This window comes from Paeniglutamicibacter sp. NPDC012692 (assembly GCF_042901625.1).
GTDB lineage: Bacteria > Actinomycetota > Actinomycetes > Actinomycetales > Micrococcaceae > Paeniglutamicibacter.
The window spans coordinates 128,774-144,976 of sequence record NZ_JBIBDE010000006.1 but is presented as its reverse complement, the minus strand read 5'-3'; the positions used below and the strand labels follow the sequence as shown (position 1 = coordinate 144,976).

At 64.8% G+C, this 16,203-nt stretch carries 14 protein-coding genes; 4 read left to right on the top strand and 10 right to left on the bottom strand.

Annotated elements, in window-relative coordinates:
* Window positions 1-185: 185 nt before the first annotated feature.
* From ACFY5D_RS18500 to ACFY5D_RS18485, 4 genes are read right to left on the bottom strand one after another with little or no spacing between them, the layout of a single operon-like run.
* Window positions 186-611, bottom strand: a complete 426-nt coding sequence (locus ACFY5D_RS18500; protein WP_387533283.1) for a universal stress protein — start codon at window positions 609-611, stop codon at window positions 186-188.
* Complete coding sequence (locus ACFY5D_RS18495; protein WP_387533280.1) at window positions 608-2,155, bottom strand: tripartite tricarboxylate transporter permease; 1,548 nt, start codon at window positions 2,153-2,155, stop codon at window positions 608-610. Before ACFY5D_RS18495 ends, ACFY5D_RS18500 begins: the two co-directional genes overlap by 4 nt.
* On the bottom strand, window positions 2,148-2,654 hold the full coding sequence (locus tag ACFY5D_RS18490) for a tripartite tricarboxylate transporter TctB family protein (protein WP_387533277.1): 507 nt from the start codon (window positions 2,652-2,654) through the stop codon (window positions 2,148-2,150). The genes ACFY5D_RS18495 and ACFY5D_RS18490 overlap by 8 nt, the downstream gene beginning before the upstream one ends.
* Window positions 2,655-2,656: 2 nt before the next feature.
* On the bottom strand, window positions 2,657-3,661 hold the full coding sequence (locus tag ACFY5D_RS18485) for a Bug family tripartite tricarboxylate transporter substrate binding protein (protein ID WP_387533274.1): 1,005 nt from the start codon (window positions 3,659-3,661) through the stop codon (window positions 2,657-2,659).
* A gap of 181 nt (window positions 3,662-3,842) precedes the next feature.
* On the opposite strand from ACFY5D_RS18485, the gene ACFY5D_RS18480 reads away from it, so the two are divergent.
* Together ACFY5D_RS18480 and ACFY5D_RS18475 are read left to right on the top strand one after the other, a co-directional pair.
* On the top strand, window positions 3,843-5,474 hold the full coding sequence (locus ACFY5D_RS18480) for an ATP-binding protein (RefSeq protein WP_387533271.1): 1,632 nt from the start codon (window positions 3,843-3,845) through the stop codon (window positions 5,472-5,474).
* Window positions 5,471-6,226, top strand: a complete 756-nt coding sequence (locus ACFY5D_RS18475; protein ID WP_387533268.1) for a response regulator — start codon at window positions 5,471-5,473, stop codon at window positions 6,224-6,226. Before ACFY5D_RS18480 ends, ACFY5D_RS18475 begins: the two co-directional genes overlap by 4 nt.
* Before the next feature lie 28 nt (window positions 6,227-6,254).
* Here the strand turns inward: ACFY5D_RS18475 and ACFY5D_RS18470 are convergent, their stop codons facing one another.
* Entirely contained in the window at window positions 6,255-6,785 is a 531-nt protein-coding gene (locus tag ACFY5D_RS18470; RefSeq protein WP_387533265.1) for a MaoC family dehydratase, read from the bottom strand.
* A 146-nt stretch (window positions 6,786-6,931) separates the two neighbouring features.
* Complete coding sequence (locus ACFY5D_RS18465) at window positions 6,932-8,095, bottom strand: acyl-CoA dehydrogenase family protein (RefSeq protein WP_387533262.1); 1,164 nt, start codon at window positions 8,093-8,095, stop codon at window positions 6,932-6,934.
* 240 nt (window positions 8,096-8,335) lie between these two features.
* Between ACFY5D_RS18465 and ACFY5D_RS18460 the strand changes: the two genes are divergently transcribed.
* Together ACFY5D_RS18460 and ACFY5D_RS18455 are read left to right on the top strand one after the other, a co-directional pair.
* Complete coding sequence (locus ACFY5D_RS18460; protein ID WP_387533259.1) at window positions 8,336-8,950, top strand: TetR/AcrR family transcriptional regulator; 615 nt, start codon at window positions 8,336-8,338, stop codon at window positions 8,948-8,950.
* 37 nt (window positions 8,951-8,987) lie between these two features.
* A complete protein-coding gene (locus ACFY5D_RS18455) occupies window positions 8,988-9,452 on the top strand; it encodes a GNAT family N-acetyltransferase (protein WP_387533658.1) in 465 nt (154 codons plus the stop codon).
* A gap of 118 nt (window positions 9,453-9,570) precedes the next feature.
* Here the strand turns inward: ACFY5D_RS18455 and ACFY5D_RS18450 are convergent, their stop codons facing one another.
* The 4 genes from ACFY5D_RS18450 to ACFY5D_RS18435 form a co-directional block, all read right to left on the bottom strand.
* Window positions 9,571-11,271 carry an ABC transporter ATP-binding protein gene (locus ACFY5D_RS18450; protein ID WP_387533256.1) on the bottom strand — a complete coding sequence of 567 codons (1,701 nt, stop codon included), beginning with the start codon at window positions 11,269-11,271 and terminating at the stop codon, window positions 9,571-9,573.
* Window positions 11,268-12,347 carry an ABC transporter permease gene (locus ACFY5D_RS18445; RefSeq protein ID WP_387533253.1) on the bottom strand — a complete coding sequence of 360 codons (1,080 nt, stop codon included), beginning with the start codon at window positions 12,345-12,347 and terminating at the stop codon, window positions 11,268-11,270. The genes ACFY5D_RS18450 and ACFY5D_RS18445 overlap by 4 nt, the downstream gene beginning before the upstream one ends.
* A complete protein-coding gene (locus ACFY5D_RS18440; RefSeq protein ID WP_387533250.1) occupies window positions 12,344-13,861 on the bottom strand; it encodes an ABC transporter permease in 1,518 nt (505 codons plus the stop codon). Before ACFY5D_RS18440 ends, ACFY5D_RS18445 begins: the two co-directional genes overlap by 4 nt.
* A 117-nt stretch (window positions 13,862-13,978) precedes the next feature.
* The gene (locus tag ACFY5D_RS18435) at window positions 13,979-15,787 is read right to left on the bottom strand and encodes an ABC transporter family substrate-binding protein (protein WP_387533247.1); all 1,809 of its coding nucleotides are present in this window, start codon (window positions 15,785-15,787) and stop codon (window positions 13,979-13,981) included.
* Window positions 15,788-16,203: the final 416 nt, after the last annotated feature.

Genomic DNA, 16,203 nt, shown 5'->3' with positions numbered 1-16,203 from the left:
GGCACCGGTTGGGCAAAGACGGCGGAAGGCTGCAGGTTGTTCACCTGTCCATTATGGTCGCTGTTCCTGTGCCGACCCAATGAGCCACGGCTTGGCGAGGACCGGATACACGTGATGCCCGCCGTTTGCCCGCTTTCGGAAAGGGGCAAACAACGGGCATCCACACGGTACCGGGTACAGGGGGTCTAGCCCTTGACCGCCAGCACATTGCAGTCGGCCTGCAGCAGGATCCGTTGGGAGTCGGATCCCATGAGCACCTTGCCCACCGGCGAGCGCCGGCGCACTCCGATCACGATCAGCTCGGCGTCCCGTTCCTCCGCCGCGGCGATCACGTCGTCGGAGGCCAGCTGGCTTGAGGTGAACTGACGGACCTCGTGCTCGATGCCGCTGGCTTCGAGCGTTGCGTGCAGCCGGCCGAGGTCGTCGGCAAACGCGTAGTTCGGGTCCACGGTCCGGTCGGCACGGGTCGAATTGACGACCAGCAGCCTGGCGCCGCGGCGCCGGCACTCGGTGATCGCCGCGTCCAGCGCGGCCTCACCGAGCCCCGTGGGGACGTATCCCAGCACGATGGTCCCGGCGCCTTGCCCCTGCGGTTGCCCCTGCGTGCTCATTTAGCCTCCTCGGCGATCGGTTCGGCCGGCAGCTCTTCCATCTTCTTCTGCGCCCGCTTGATGAGGAACGAGGCGACGAACATGAGCACCAGCGCGCCGTAGACCACCCAGGTGAACGGGGTGGAGACCAGCGTCATCGGGTCGTTCTGCGAGATCTGCAGGCCGCGGCGCAGCTGCACCTCGAACATCGGGCCCAGGATCATGGCCACCACCATGGGGGCCACGGGGTACCCGTACTGCCGCATGAAGAAGCCGAGCACGCCGATGACCAGCAGGATCACCACATCCAGCGTGGCGAAGTTCAGCGAGTACGCGCCCAGCGCGCCGAAGACCAGGATGCCGGCATACAGGTAGGGGCGCGGGATCTGCAGGATCTTCACCCACAGCCCCACCAGCGGCAGGTTCAGCACCAGCAGCATCAGGTTGCCGATGTAGAGGCTGGCGATCAGCGCCCAGACCAGCGCGCCGTTGGTCTCCATCAGGAGCGGGCCGGGCTGGATCTGGTAGCGCTGGAAGGCCGTGAGCATCATTGCCGCGGTGGCGGTGGTGGGGATGCCCAGGGTCAGCAGCGGCACCAGCACGCCGGCGGCCGCCGCGTTGTTTGCCGCCTCCGGGCCGGCGACGCCCTCGATGGCGCCGCGCCCGAACTGCTTCTTGTTCTCCCCCTTGGCCAGCTTCCGCTCGGCGGCGTAGGACAGGAAGGTGGAGACGTCCGCGCCGCCGGCCGGGACGGTGCCGATCGGGAACCCGATGAAGGTTCCGCGCAGCCACGGCTTCCAGGACCGCTTCCAGTCGTCCTTGCTCATCCAGCGGGCGCTGTTGCCGGAGGACGTGCCCATGCCCATGACCTCGACGGGTCCCTTGCGCATGCGGGCGGCGACGTAGAGCGCCTCCCCCACGGCGAAGAGCCCCACGGCCACCAGCACCACGTCGATGCCGTCGGTGAGCCCCGCGAACCCGAAGGTGTAGCGCTGCTGGGCGGTGGTGTCGTCCACGCCGACCAGCCCGATGAACAGGCCCAGGGCCAGCGAGGCCATGCCGCGCAGGATCGAGGATCCCAGCAGCGCGCCGATCGTCAGGAACGCGACGACCATCAGCGCCACGAAGTCCACGGGTCCCAGGTTGATCGCGAAGTCCACGATCACCGGGGCCAGGAACGTGAGCAGCACGGTCGCGATGGTGCCGGCGATGAAGGAGCCTATCGCCGCGGTGGCCAGGGCCGCGGCCCCGCGCCCGGCCTTGGCCATCTTGTTGCCCTCCAGCGCCGTGACGATGGAGGCGGACTCCCCTGGGGTGTTCAGCAGGATCGAGGTCGTCGATCCCCCGTACATGCCGCCGTAGTAGATGCCGGCGAAGACGATCATCGCGGCGGTGGGTTCGAGCGAGTAGGTGATCGGCATCAGCAGCGCCACGGTCATGGCGGGCCCGATGCCCGGCAGCACGCCGACGGCGGTGCCGATGAACACGCCGAAGAGCGCGTATAGCAGGTAGATGGGTTGGGCCGCCGTGGCAAAGCCCTCGAGCAGCATGTTCAGGTTATCCATGGAGGAAATCAACGCCTTCCAGCAACGGGCCCAGCGGGAGGGATACACCCAGCAGCCCGCCAAAGAGGTATTGCAGCACCAGGGCCAGCAGCACGCCGATCAGTGCCGAGCGCCAGAACGGCTTGGCACCCAGCGCCCAGGCGGCGCCCATGAAGAGCGCCGCGGCCGCCACCGGCCAGCCGGCGGGTTCGATGAGCACGATGTGGATGATGACAAAGAGTGCGAGCTTGCCGATGGTGACCCAGTCGGTGCTGGCGTCTGCGTCGATGTCTTCGCCGTCCTCGGCAGCACCGAGCCGGCCCCGGAGGGCCTGGTAAACCAGGCCCGATCCGAGGACCAGCAGCAGTGTGCTCACGATGTAGGGGAAGGCCCGTGGGCCCATGCCGAACTCCAGGTCCGGAACCTCGATGGTTCCGGCGAAGACCACTCCCGCTACACCTAGTACTACGAAGACCAACGCAAAGAGAACTTCTCCGAGGTTCTTCTGCGCGGTCTGCATGGTTACTTGACCAGGCCGATCTCGGTGAGGGTGGTCTTGACCGTGGCGATGTCCTCGGTGAGGAAGGTCTTGAACTCATCGCCGGCCAGGAACGCGTTGTCCCAGTTGTTGTCCTTCAGGGTCTTGGCCCAGGCCTCGGACTTGTTCAGTTCGGTGGCCATGTCGGTGAGCTTCTTGGCCTGGGCCGCGTCGATGGAGCCCGGGGCGACCACGCCGCGCCAGTTGGTCAGCACCACGTCGATGCCCTGGTCCTTCAGCGGCTTCACACCCGGAAGCGCGGGCGCCTCGGCGGGGCCGGAGACCGCAAGCGCTCGGACCTTGCCCGCTTTAACCTGTTCGGCGTATTCGCCGACGCCGGAGATGCCGGCCTGGACCTTGTTGCCCAGCAGGGCGGCCAGGGATTCGCCGCCGCCGGAGTAGCCGATGTAGTTCAGCGAATCGGCGCCGATGCCCTGGGCCTTGAGGATCTGTCCGATCAGGATGTGGTCCGCGCCGCCGGCCGAGCCGCCGGTGATGGCCACGCCCTTGCCCTTGGCCTTGATGTCGGCGACCAGGTCGTCGATGCTCTGGTACGGGCTGGCCGCGGGAACCACAATGACCAGCGGCTCCTCGGTCAGGCGGGCGATCGGGGTGGTGTCCTCCAGTCGGGATGCCGAGTTGTTGGTTTCCACGGATCCGACCATCACGTACCCCATGACCATCAGGGTGTTCGGGTCCTTTTCGGTGGCCAGCTTGGCCAGGCCGTTGGTGCCGCCCGCGCCGCCGATGTTCACCACGCTGGCGGAGCCGACCTGCTTGTTGGCGGTGAGGTCCGCCTGCATGGCACGGCCGGTCTGGTCCCAGCCGCCGCCCGGGTTCGCCGGGACGATGATGTTCAGCTTCTTGATGTCGCCCGCTGCGGCATCCCCGGAGCCCGAGGCCCCGCCACAGGCCGAAAGGGACAGGGCCGCGGCGGCGACCGCGGCAACGATGGCTGTACGACGGGCCATGGAGATTTTGTTTTTCACTAGGGGAACTTCCTTGTTCGAGTGTGCAAATGAAGGCACCCGAGTGTGTTGCGGATCACTGCCGGTGCGAGGTTGAGGCTACAAACCCGCGGGTGCCCGCCGGAAGCATGTGGTGATAGTGGTGGTATTGGTCGTTTTGGTCGCGGGGCCACGGGGCCGCCGGGCGTGCAAAAATGGTGTGATGTTCCGCACCCCGTCGCTTCGCACCCACCTGATGCTGCTCCAGGTGGGCATCGTGTTCCTGGTGATCTCCGTGGCGGGGGTCGTGGCGGCGTTGATGCAGGCCGATTCGATCCGCGATGCGCACCGGGCCAGGTTGATCGGCGTGGCCGAGTCCGTGGCCAGGCTGCCCTCGGTCATCGAGGCTTTCGACGACGCGGAACCGGCCAAGACCATCCAGCCCATCGCCGAGCTCATCCGGCAGGCCTCGAACGTCACGTACGTGGTGGTCACCGACGCCAAGGGCATCCGTTACTCGCATCCGACCCCCGAACGCATCGGGGAACCCGTGTCCACCGACCCGTCGGTTCCGCTCTCCGGCGAGGTGTTTGTCGGAACCGAAAAGGGCACGCTGGGCACGTCCTGGCGCGTCAAGGTCCCGGTCTGGATCGACGGAGCGATTGCGGGCACGGCGTCGGTCGGCGTGCTCGAATCCGAGCTGACCGCTGACCTGCTCGAAAGGCTTCCGGTCTTGGTGGGATGGCTCATCGGCGCCGCGGTGGTGGGAACCATCGGGGCGTTCAGCATTTCCCGGCTGGTCTGGCGGCGCATCCACCGGCAGGAGCCCGAGCAGATCGCCGAATTGCTGCAGTCGCGCGAGGCGCTGCTGCACGGCGTGGGCGAGGGATTGATCGCCACCGACGCCACGGGGACCATCACGCTGGTCAACGACGAGGCCAAGCGGCTGCTGGATCTCCGTTCGGAGGTCCTGGGCCTGCGCGCCGACGAGGTGCTCGAGGCGCCGATCGCCGCGCTGCTGGTCAACCAGTCGGAGGGCGAGCAGCTGGTGTTGGCCGGCGAGCGCGTCCTGCTGGCCAAGGCCTCGGGCGGAACCGTGGGAGGATCCAGGGTCGGTTCGATGCTGCTGCTGCGCGACCGAACCGAGCTGCATGGCGTGCTGCGGGACCTGGGCGGCGCACGGGACATGACCCAGGCGCTGCGCGCCCAGGCCCACGAGTTCTCCAACCGGATGCACGTGATCTCCGGGTTGCTGGAACTGGGGCAGGTGCGTGCGGCCGCCGATTTCATCGGCATTGCCGACACCTCCGGCTCCCCCACCGGCGCCGAGGCCCTGGCTTCCGTCGGGGATCCCGAGCTCGGGGCGCTGCTGCTGGCCAAGGGCGCCATCTGCCGCGAAAAGGGCATCGAGCTGGTCATCGACGACGAATCGGCGCTTGCCCCCTCGCAGCCGGCCCTGAGCCGCGACCTGATCACTATCCTGGGCAACCTGCTGGACAACGCCATCGAGGCCATCGTCCACCAGGGGCGCATCGAACTGCTGGTGAGCGAGGAATCCGACTCCAGCGTGTTGATCGAGATCCACGACGACGGCCCCGGCATCGAACCCGGTTTGCGCGATTCGCTCTGGGACCTGGGCGCCAGCACCAAGGGCAGCGGCATCGAGCCCGCGGCACGCGGCATCGGTCTGGCCCTTGTCCACCGGGTGGTCACCCGGCGCCGCGGCACCATCACCGTGGGAGACTCGGATCTCGGCGGGGCCGCCTTCACCGTGCTGCTGCCGCCGCCCGCAGCGCTTCGCCCCCTCCAACCCGCCGCATCGCACGCTGAATCCCCAGCACAAGGAGCACCATGAGCCCGATCCGCACAGTGATCATCGACGACGACCCTGCCGTGGCCGGGGTGCACCACGGGTTCCTCATGGCCCATGGCGCCTTCGAGGTCGTCGGCACGGCGCACACCGGAGGGCAGGGACTGGAAATGATCAGGTCCCTGCGGCCGGACCTGTTGCTGCTGGACATCCACCTTCCCGATTTCAGCGGCCTTGATGTCCTGTCCCGGGCAAGGGCCGATGCCGGCGGGGACCTGCTGGACGTCTTCGCCATCACCGCAGCCAGGGAACTGGCCACGGTGCGCGGCGCGTTGGCCGGCGGCGTCATCGAGTACCTGGTCAAGCCGTTCGGATCCGCGGAGTTCAGGTCCCGGCTGGACAACTATGTTGCGAACCGCTCGGCGCTCCTGAAGCTGGGCGACTCCGAGCGCGGGTTGGACCAGCAGAGCATCGACAGGCTCCGTTCAACGGTGCCTCGGACGAACACCGGGCAACCCCGCGTCCAATCCCCGGCAGCGGCACAGGCCGGGGCCTCCGCCGCGGTACAACCGCCCAAGGGCCTCTCCAGGACAACGCTGGATGCCGTGACGGAACTTCTGCGTGTTCCGGGGGCCGACTACTCGGCGGCGGAACTGGCCGCGGAACTGGGTTTGGCACGGGTCAGCGCCCGGCGCTACCTGGAATTCCTGGTCTCGGTTTCCAAGGCGAAGCTGACCCCCAAGTACGGAAGCGCCGGGCGCCCGGAGAACCGGTACACCTGGAACCCCCGCCAGTGAGGGGACCATTTTCCCTGTCGAACAGGGACTAGGTCCAGTCCGGGTCCTCCCAGGTGCCGGCCTGCTGTTGCAGGTGTGCCTCGCGGGTAAACATCAGGCACACGCGCGTTGCCTCACCCACGATGATGCCGTCCTGGTTCCGGCCCACGTGGTTGAAGGTGGCAACCCCGAGGCCCGGGCGCGAGTTGGAGGGGCGCAGGTCCACCACCGTCGTTTCGGTGTAGAGCGTGTCCCCCGGGTAGAGCGGGTGCGGGAACCTGATGTCGGTGAGCCCTAGCTGGCCGACCAGAGTGCCCTGGGTCAGCTGGGACACGGACTGGCCCACCATCGTCGCCAGGGTGAACATGGAGTTCATCAGGCGGCGGCCAAAGGGTTGGGTCGCTGAGAACGCCGCATCCAGGTGCAGTGCCTGGGTGTTCATGCTCAGCGTGGTGAACAGGACGTTGTCGGCCTCGGTCATGGTTCGGCCCGGGGAATGCACGTACAGGGCATCGGGATCGAGTTCTTCGAAGTAAAGCCCGCGCTGCTCGATCCTCTTGCCGAGATCGTCATCCGTCATGTTGCTGCCCCTCCAGTTCTTCCATCCCTTTACCCCCATGTTCCCCGGCCGCCAACGGCGAACGGGGACCTGACGTGTCGGGGCGTCCAAGGTAAATCCCGTATGCGTATCCTACAAATCCTGCCGCATAGCGCAAATGTTGATTCTCAAAGCCCCAGCGAGCGGGCTATCAGCATCAATTGCACCTGGGTCGTTCCCTCACCGATCTCCAGGATCTTCGAGTCCCGGTAGTGCCTTGCCACCAGGGACTCGTTGATGAACCCGTAGCCGCCAAAGATCTGGGTGGCGTCCCGGGCGTTGTCCATGGCGGCCTCGCCCGCGACCATCTTGGCGATTGCAGCCTCGGTCTTGAAATCCTTGCCGGCGAGCATCCGTGCAGCGGCCGCGTAGTAGGCAAGCCGCGAGGTGTGCACGCGCGCCGCCATCCTGGCAATCATGAAGGAAATGCCCTGGTTCGACCCGATGGTGTCCCCGAAGGCCGTGCGGGTCTTGGCGTAGGCGACCGCCTCGTCGAGGCAACCCTGTGCGGCTCCGGTGCCAAGGGCCGCGATGGCGATGCGCCCCTCGTCAAGGATCGACAGGAAGTTCGCGTAGCCGCGGCCGCGTTCGCCGAGCAGGTTTTCCTCCGGAACCCGTACGTCCTTCAAGCTCAGCGGATGCGTGTCCGAGGCGTTCCAACCGACCTTGTTGTAGGCCGGCTCAACGGTGAAGCCCTGGGTCGGCCTGGGCACCAGGATCGTGGAGATCTCCTTGGCCTCCGTTCCGTCGGGCCGCGTCTTGGTTCCGGTGACGGCGGTGACCGTCACCAAGGTGGTGATGTCGGTGCCGGAGTTGGTGATGAACTCCTTGCTCCCGTTGATTACCCATTCACCCTGGTCCAAGGCGGCCTTGGTCTGGGTTCCGCCGGCGTCGGAGCCGGCCCCCGGTTCGGTGAGCCCGAAGCCCGCAAGCTCCTCGCCTGCGCACAGGGCGGGCAACCAGCGTTCCTTTTGCGCCGCGTCGCCGAAGCGGTAGACGGGCATGGCGCCCAGGCTGACTCCGGCCTCGAGCGTGATGGCCACGGACTGGTCGACGCGGCCGAGTTCCTCGATCGCCAGGGCGAGGGCGAAGTAGTCCCCTCCCATGCCCCCGTAATCCTCGCTGAAGGGAAGCCCGAACAGCCCCAGCTGTCCCATCTGCGCGATAACGTCGTAGGGGAAGGAATGCGCGGCATCGTGCTTTGCCGAAACCGGCGCAACGACCTCGTTGGCGAATTCGCGCACGGTGTCCACGAGCTGCTGGTATTCCTCGTCGAGCTCCAGATCGATCACGTCCCTGCCCCTTCCTGTGGTGCGCCGGCCTCGGAAACGACTGGGTTCAGCGGTTCCTCGACACCGGCTTGTAAAGCTCTTGGGCTTTGCCAAGTGACCACGTATTGTTAGTGATCATTAACTGAATTCGAGGCTAGTGTTGCACGGCACACTTGTCCAGCATTCACAGCGAATTGATTCGGCGACCCCGGCCCGGCCAGCATTCGGCCTCCAGGGGCACAAAGGAGCATCGAACACCCCATGAATGCCACGTCAATAACCCCGGCCTCTACCGACAGGGACAGGGCCAAGGCACAACGACGCCAGGACCTCCTGGTCGAAGCCACCCGGCTGTTCGCCATCCGCGGCTACGCGGGCGTCTCGCTCGAGGATCTGGGGGCGGCCTGCGGGATCAGCGGCCCGGCCGTGTACCGGCACTTCTCCGGAAAATCCGCGGTGCTGATCGCGTTGCTGGTGGGGGTCAGCCAGGACCTGCTCAAGGGCGGCAAGGAGGTCAGGGCCGAGGGCGGAACCCCCTCGGAAGTCCTGGGCCGGCTCATTTCCTTCCACACCGATTTCGCCCTCGCACGCCCGGACATGATCCAGGTCCAGGACCGCAACCTGGAGGCACTCCCCGAGGCCGAGCTCCACCTGGTGCGAAAATTGCAGCGCGACTACATTTCCCTGTGGACCGAGCAATTGCACCTGATCCACCCGGAAGAGTCGGCAACAGTCATCCGCTTCCGGGCACACGCGGCATTCGGCCTGCTCAATTCGACGGCGCACTCCGCCCACTCGCCCCGTACATCCAAGAAGGGCCTGCGTAAACTACTGAACCAGATGGCGACCGCAGCCCTGTCCACCCCGGTAGGCTAGGGGCAAGTCGATCAACACATATAGAGAGGCAGTGACCGTGCAGCTACGGCCCATACAGCCAGAAGACCTTGACCAGTTCTTCGAACACCAGCAGGATCCCGAAGCCAACCTCATGGCTGCCTTCACGGCACGCAACCCGGCCGACCGTGGCGTCTTCGACCACCACTGGAACCTGATCCTGAACGACCCCTCGGTCATCGTGCGCACCATTGAGCACGAGGGCGAGGTTGCTGGTTCGATTCTGCTCTTTAAGAACGAAGAAGTTCCGGAGATCAGTTTCTGGACCGCCCGCCGCTTCTGGGGCAAGGGAATCACCACCTCGGCAGTCGACGCCTTCCTGGCCGAATACACGGCACGCCCGCTGCGTGCCCGGGTCCCGCAAGACAACATCGGATCCATCAAGGTCCTGGAACGACGTGGTTTCAAGGTCATCGATGAGGACTCCGATTTCTCCAACGCCCGCGCAGCGGTCGTCAAGGAATTCATCATGGAGCTGGTCTAGCCGCTCCCCCGCAGTCGTTGCCCTCGGGCACAAGGAACGGCCGGATATCCCCCAAGGGATATCCGGCCGTTGCTTTGTTCTCTTACCCCCGACATGGGCCGGGTCGGTCAGGAAGGGATCAGTTCCCGTTTTCCATGTCCATGAGCAGGCGGCGGGCTTCGCGGCGGATTGCCTGCTCGCCCGGCTCCGGAACCGGCGCGGCCGCGAGCAGCTTGCGCGTGTACTCATCCTGGGGCGCGTGCAGGACGTCGCTGACGCGACCCTGCTCTACGGCCTTTCCGGACTTCATGACAACCACCGAGTGCGCCAGCAGGTCCACGACGGCAAGGTCGTGGCTGACAAACAGGCAGGCGAACTCGTAGCGTTCCTGCAGTTCCTGGATCATGTCCAGCACCGCGGCCTGCACCGAAACGTCCAACGCGCTGGTCGGCTCGTCGGCAATCAGCAGCTCGGGATCCAGGGTCAGGGCGCGGGCGATGCACACGCGCTGGCGCTGGCCTCCGGAGAGCTCGTGCGGGTAGCGGTTGATGACCGAGGCCGGCAGGTGCACCGCCTCAAGCAGCTCCGTGGCGCGCTTGACGCGTTCGGCGCGGTTTCCGACCTTGTGCACCACCATGGGTTCGGTGATGCAGTCGCCGATCGGGAACCTCGGGTTCAGCGAGGCAGCCGGATCCTGGAAGATCACGCCCATCTTGGCTCGCACCGCGCGTGCGGCCTTGGGACGCAGCTTGGTCAGGTCGCTGCCCTGCACGGCAAGCTTGCCCGAGGCCACCGGCAGCAGGCCCAGCACGGCCTTGGCGACCGTGGACTTGCCGGAACCCGACTCGCCGACGATGCCCAGGATTTCCCCGCGGGCGATCTCGAACGAGACATCGTCGACGGCGCGGAACTTGGATCCGCGCATGTCGTATTCCAGCACCAGGTTCTTGGCCTCGAGCACGAGCTTGCGGTTCGGGTCCACGACGTCGGCGGGTTCGGGAACAAAGCCGCCATCCACGTCCACCGCCGCGAGGCGCGGAACCGAGGAGAGCAGCTTCTGGGTGTACGGATGCTGCGGTGCATTGAGCACCTGCTCCACCGTGCCGGTTTCCACCAGGGAGCCGCGGAACATCACCGCCACGCGGTCGGCCAGGTCGGCCACGACGCCCATGTTGTGGGTGATCAGCAGGATGCCGGTGTTCAGCTTGTCCTTGAGCTCGCGCAGCAGGTCCAGGATCTCGGCCTGCACCGTCACGTCGAGGGCGGTGGTCGGCTCGTCGGCGATGATGACCTTCGGGTCGCAGGAGATCGCCATGGCGATCACGATGCGCTGGCGCTGGCCGCCGGAGAACTGGTGCGGGTACTGCTTGATGCGCTTGGCTGGTTCCGGGATGCCGACCATCTCGAGCAGCTCGATGGCGCGGGCCGTTGCCTCCTTGCCGTAGGCAAGCCCGTGCAGCTCGAGGGACTCGGTGAGCTGTCGTTCGACCGTCAGCACCGGGTTCAACGCGGTCATGGGCTCCTGGAAGACCATGGCGATCTCGGTGGCGCGCATCTTGCGCATCTTGGCCTCGGGCAGGCCGACGACGTTCACGCCGCCGACCAGCGCCTTGCCGGTGATGTTCGCGTTCGAGGGCAGCAGGCCCATGGCGGCGGTCGAGGTCACGGACTTGCCGGACCCCGATTCGCCGACCAGTGCCACGACCTCGCCGGGGAACACCTCGAGGGTAAGCCCCTTGACCGCGTGGACCTCGGAAAATTCGGTATCGAATACGACGTTCAGGTTCTCGAAGCTCAGTGCCGTGCCGGACTTGGCTTCCACCGGTGCTTGGATGCTCATGCGAGTTCCTTCTTCTTGCGGCGCTTTGCCTTGCGGGTCTGGCGGGGGTCGAACGCATCGCGCAATCCGTCGCCCAGGAAGTTGACGCTCAGGGCGATGGCGACGATGATCATGCCCGGCCACCAGAAGAGCCATGGGCGGGAGGTGAACGCGTTCTGGTACTCGCTGATGAGCAGGCCCAAGGAGGTTTCCGGCGATCGTACGCCGAATCCCAGATAGCTAAGCGAGGTTTCCAGCAGGATGGCGCCGGCGACCGCGAACGTCGCGTTCACGACGATCACGCCCACGGTGTTGGGCAGCAGGTGCTTGAAGATCACCCGGTTGGTCGTCGATCCCATGGCCTGGGCGGCGGCCACGTATTCGCGTTCGCGCAGGCTCAGGATCTCTCCGCGCACCAGGCGGGCCAGGCCCGTCCAGGTGAGGATGCCCAGGACAAAGGCCAGGGCAAAGATGGAACCGGAGCTGTTGCCCACCATCTGGGCGAGCACGGCGGCCAGCACCAGCAGCGGGATCACGATGAACAGGTCGGTGATGCGCATCAGCACCTCATCGACCCAGCCGCGGAAGTAGCCTGCCAGGGCCCCGACGATCGCGCCGATGACGGTCGCGACGGCGCCCACGACAACCGCGATGATGATGGACTTCTGGGTGCCTCGCATGACCAGGGCAAAATAGTCCTTGCCGGTACTGTCCTGCCCGAACGGGTGTGCGCCGAACGCGATGCCGCTGCCGCCCAGCCAAGTGGGCAGCAGGCTCATGGTCGGTACGCCGCCGTTGACGATCGTGCCCGACTTCAGGTAGCTCTGGTTCCACCAGCCGGGAATCCCGGCGAACCCGATGGACGTAAAGGCGACCACGGTGATGACGACCAGGATGATCGCTGAGATGATCGCCGGCTTGTGATGCATGAAGCGGCGGCGGATCAGTTGGCCCTGGCTCTTGGACTGGGTGGCCTTGCGTGCCAGCTCCGCGTCCTCGACCTCGACCAGGGAAACGAGCTGCTGCTCGTTGGGCTCCATTTCGGAAATCATGTTCGATGAACCTCGTAGCTCTTCGTTGTTCTGGTGCTCGCTCATACCCGGATCCTCGGGTCAAGAAGCGCATAGAAGATGTCCGCAAGCATGTTGAAGAGAACAGCTGCGGTGCCGGTGACCAGGAAGAAGGCCATGACCGGCGCCGGATCCACGTGCATCAGCCCGGTGCGGAACATTTCGCCCATGCCCTTCCAACCGAATACGGACTCGGTGATGACCGCTCCGCCGATCAGGCCGGCGAAGTCGAAGGCCGCGATGGTGGCAATCGGGATCAGCGCGTTGCGGAAGGCATGGCGGAAGATCACGGTGCGTTCGCTCAGGCCCTTGGATCGGGCCGTGCGGATGTAGTCCTGCTGGCCGACCTCAAGCATCGAGGTTCGGGTGTAGCGGGAGTAGCTGGCCAGCGAGATCACCGCGAGCAGGATCGTCGGAAGGATCAGCTGGGCACCGCGGTCCAGGAAGATTTCCCAGAAGCCGCCCACGAAGTCGGGGGTCTGCGAACCGATGGTGCCCACGGGGCGCGGCTTGAGCTGGAGGAAGCCGGGCCATGCGCGGAAGATGTGGTCGACGACCGTCAGGCCGGCGACGGCAAGGCCGGTGAAGGCGCTGACCCACATGGCTATCTTCCGGACGCGGCCGCCCATGTAGTAGCCGATGGCGCCGGGGATGGCCATCGCGAGCACGCCGCCGAAGATCAGCACCGGGGTACTGGGTGCCTCGAGGATCGAGAAGGTTGCGTAGTACAGGATGATGCCCAGGCCCACGGTGATCAAGGCCGGGTAGAGCACCGCCTTGTTGCGCACGCCCACTGTCATCGCCGTGCCGCTGAGTGCGACGGCCAGCGACAGGATGACGATGCCGACCAGGCCCAGCTGCGGGTAACGGAAGAAGTTAAGCCACAGCAGGTAAGGGATGGCCACGCCGACGAACACCGCCGCCACGGCGAAGGTGATGACGCGTCGCTTGACGCTGCCGCCGAGGAACACTTGCATGAGGAAGCCGAAGAGCACCGCCGTGACAATTGTCTGCACCGGCGTGATGGAGGGTTCCCTGATCCAGTTGTTGTAGCCGATGGCCATGTATTCCTTGAGCATCACTGCGGCCCAGAAGACCGGCAGGGAGAAGAACAGGAAGGTCAGGAAGGTGACGCCGTAGTCCAAACCGGAGTACTGGCGAACTGCGGTGAGCACGCCGATGGCAATGCCGAAAATGGCTGCCAGCACCGTGGCCAGGATGACCAGTCGCAGCGTGGAGGATGCGGCGGCTCCGAGCAAACCGGAGACCTCGACACCCTGGACGTTCGTCCCGAGGTCGCATTGCAGGGCAAAGCATTTGCCGACGCCCACGAGCCAATCCCAGTACCTCAGATACCAGGGCTGGTCCAGGTTCATGTACGCGGAACGTTGCTCCATGAGGTAGTCCCGGTTTTCGGCGGTGCTCTCACGCAGATCACTGAGTGGGTCCCCGGAGTTGATCACCAATACATAGAGAAGGAAGGAGGCGGCGAGCAAAATGCCCAGCGAGGCCCCTAGCCTTTTGATGATAAATTTCAGCACTGCAACTACTTACCTTTCCGTCTTGATCCGCCCTCGTAAGTGGTGTTAACGAGGGCGTGTGGGGCCCGGCGAAGACGCCAAGCCCCACACTAAGACGCTGGAATTGCCGGTTGGCAATTACTCAGCGCGGACCCACTGTTCCGCGTTCCAGACGATCTGCGACTGGGTTGCGGTGTGGCGCACGTTCTTGACGTCAGCCGAGGAGGCGGACAGGCCCGGGTGTGCGAACACCGGGATGCCGAAGAGGTTGTCCCACAGCAGCTTCTCGATGTTCTTGGTTTCGGCCAGGTGCACGGCCGGATCCATGGATGTTGCAAGACGGGTCCAAGCCGCGTCTACTTCCTTGTTGGAGAATTTGGTGTAGTTCTGCGGCTTGCCGGTGCCGTAGATGTTCTGGCCCGAAGTGATCTGGCCCGAACCTGCCCAAGCGAACAGTGCCACGTCGTAGTCGCCGCGCTCCTGGGTTCCGCCCGGCGCGAAGAACTTCGGATCGCCTGCGTCGACGACCTCGAAGCCTGCCGCATCACACGAGGACTTGATCATTGCGACCTGGTTGGCACGGCGCGGGTTCGGAGCGGAGTAACCGATGCGGACCTTGGTGCCGACGGCGTTCTTCTCTTCGAGGATCTTCTTGGCACCTTCGACGTCAACCGTGTCGAAGCGGCCGTCGTAGGCGGCTCCAACGACGTCCTTGTAGGATTCCTGGAACGGGAAGACTTCGCGTGCGTTGAGAATCTGGGCTTCCGGGTTCAGCGGCTTGATCAGGTTGTCAACGATCTCCTGCCGAGGTACGCACTTGGCGAAAGCCTCACGCAGTTCCAGGCTGTCCTTGAAGGCAGCCTTTTCACCGAAGTTGAAGTCAAGGTGCTCCCAGGTCATGGTGTCGCCCTGCTGGATGTTGACCTTGTCGCCGAGCTTCTTCAACTGAGCCAGGGTGTCAATGGTCGGCTGCGGGGCAATGGCGTTCAGTTCGCTGTTGTCCAACGCCTGGACCATGGCATCATCCGCGAGGAATCGGAAGGTCAGGGTCTTGGTCGCGGCCGGGGTGCCGTAGTAGGCATCGTTGGCTTCAAGTGTGACCGATTCGCCGGCGTTCCAGCTCTTGAGCTTGTACGGGCCGGAGGATGGGATCAGATCCGCAGCGGGCAGCTGGCCCGGCTTGGTGGTCCAGCCGGTGTTCCAGAATTCGGCGGCCTTGGTGATCTTGGCAGCGTCGCCCGAACGGATGCCTTCAACCAGATCGGCGGTGGACAGCCCACCCTGCTTGGCAACAATGTGCGCCGGGGTGGTCATCCAGGTCTGGATCTGCCAGTCCGGATCGGGGTTCTTGAAGGTGACGGTGAATTCCTTGGAATCCGCTGCACCCTCGGGGCCCTTGGGTACGGTATCGCCCAGGTCTGCCGAGACCGAGTCGAAGAGCGGTGCCTTCTTGGCGTTCTTCAGGTTTGCGTTCTGGGTGCCCCAGGCCAGTACGGCGTCGGCCGTGGTGATCGGGGTGCCGTCGGACCACTTCGCGTTTTCGGCGATGGTGTACTTGATGGTCAGCGGGTTGTCGCTGACCTTCTCGTAGGAACCGAGGTCCTTGTTCTGGTAGATCTTGCCATCGGTGCCGAAGTACGAGAAGCCTGCAAGCACGCGGTCGGTAATAGCCGAGTTGTAGGTGCTGTAGGTCTGTGGTGTCAGCGAGTTGTAGCCGATGAAATCAGGGGCACCCACGGTGACCTTGATGGTGTCGTCTTTGGTCGTGACATCGCCGAGATCGGCAAGGCCACTGTTTGCCGGTTCTACGGTGTTGGTACCGCTGCCACTTGCCGACGGTGCTGCCGAGCCCGATGGCTCGGCAGGGCCGCCTGGCGCACAAGCGGTAAGTGCCAGTGCGAGCGCAGCACCTACTGCTACGGCTTTCGAAATACGCTGAACACGCATTTCTCCTCCTTATAAGCTTGATCTTCGTGTTGCCGAGCAGTTGCTCGGGCTCGGTCCACGCGGCGTGCGCTACCTCACATCAAAAAACCATAGCGGTGATCAGTCCCGTTGGATATAAAAATGTCGCTTCACATTTATCGAGACCCAGCTCACCCAAAGGGCCCGGTCAACCCGCAGAACCCTCACGCTCGGACATGACAAGCGCTACAGCCGCTAAAACTCAAGGGTTTACTTCACATTGATCTTTGCCAATAACTACTGTCGGGTAGGTGAACTCAAGGCGTCGCAAAACATAACAGTTTGGCAACAGCGGGAAAAGTTACGTCGATGCGGTCACCGCGGAGGCCTGACGACTGCTCCAGGGCACCGGACACGATCCGCCCACCAACAGCGAATGGGTGGACCATTTGGTCCAC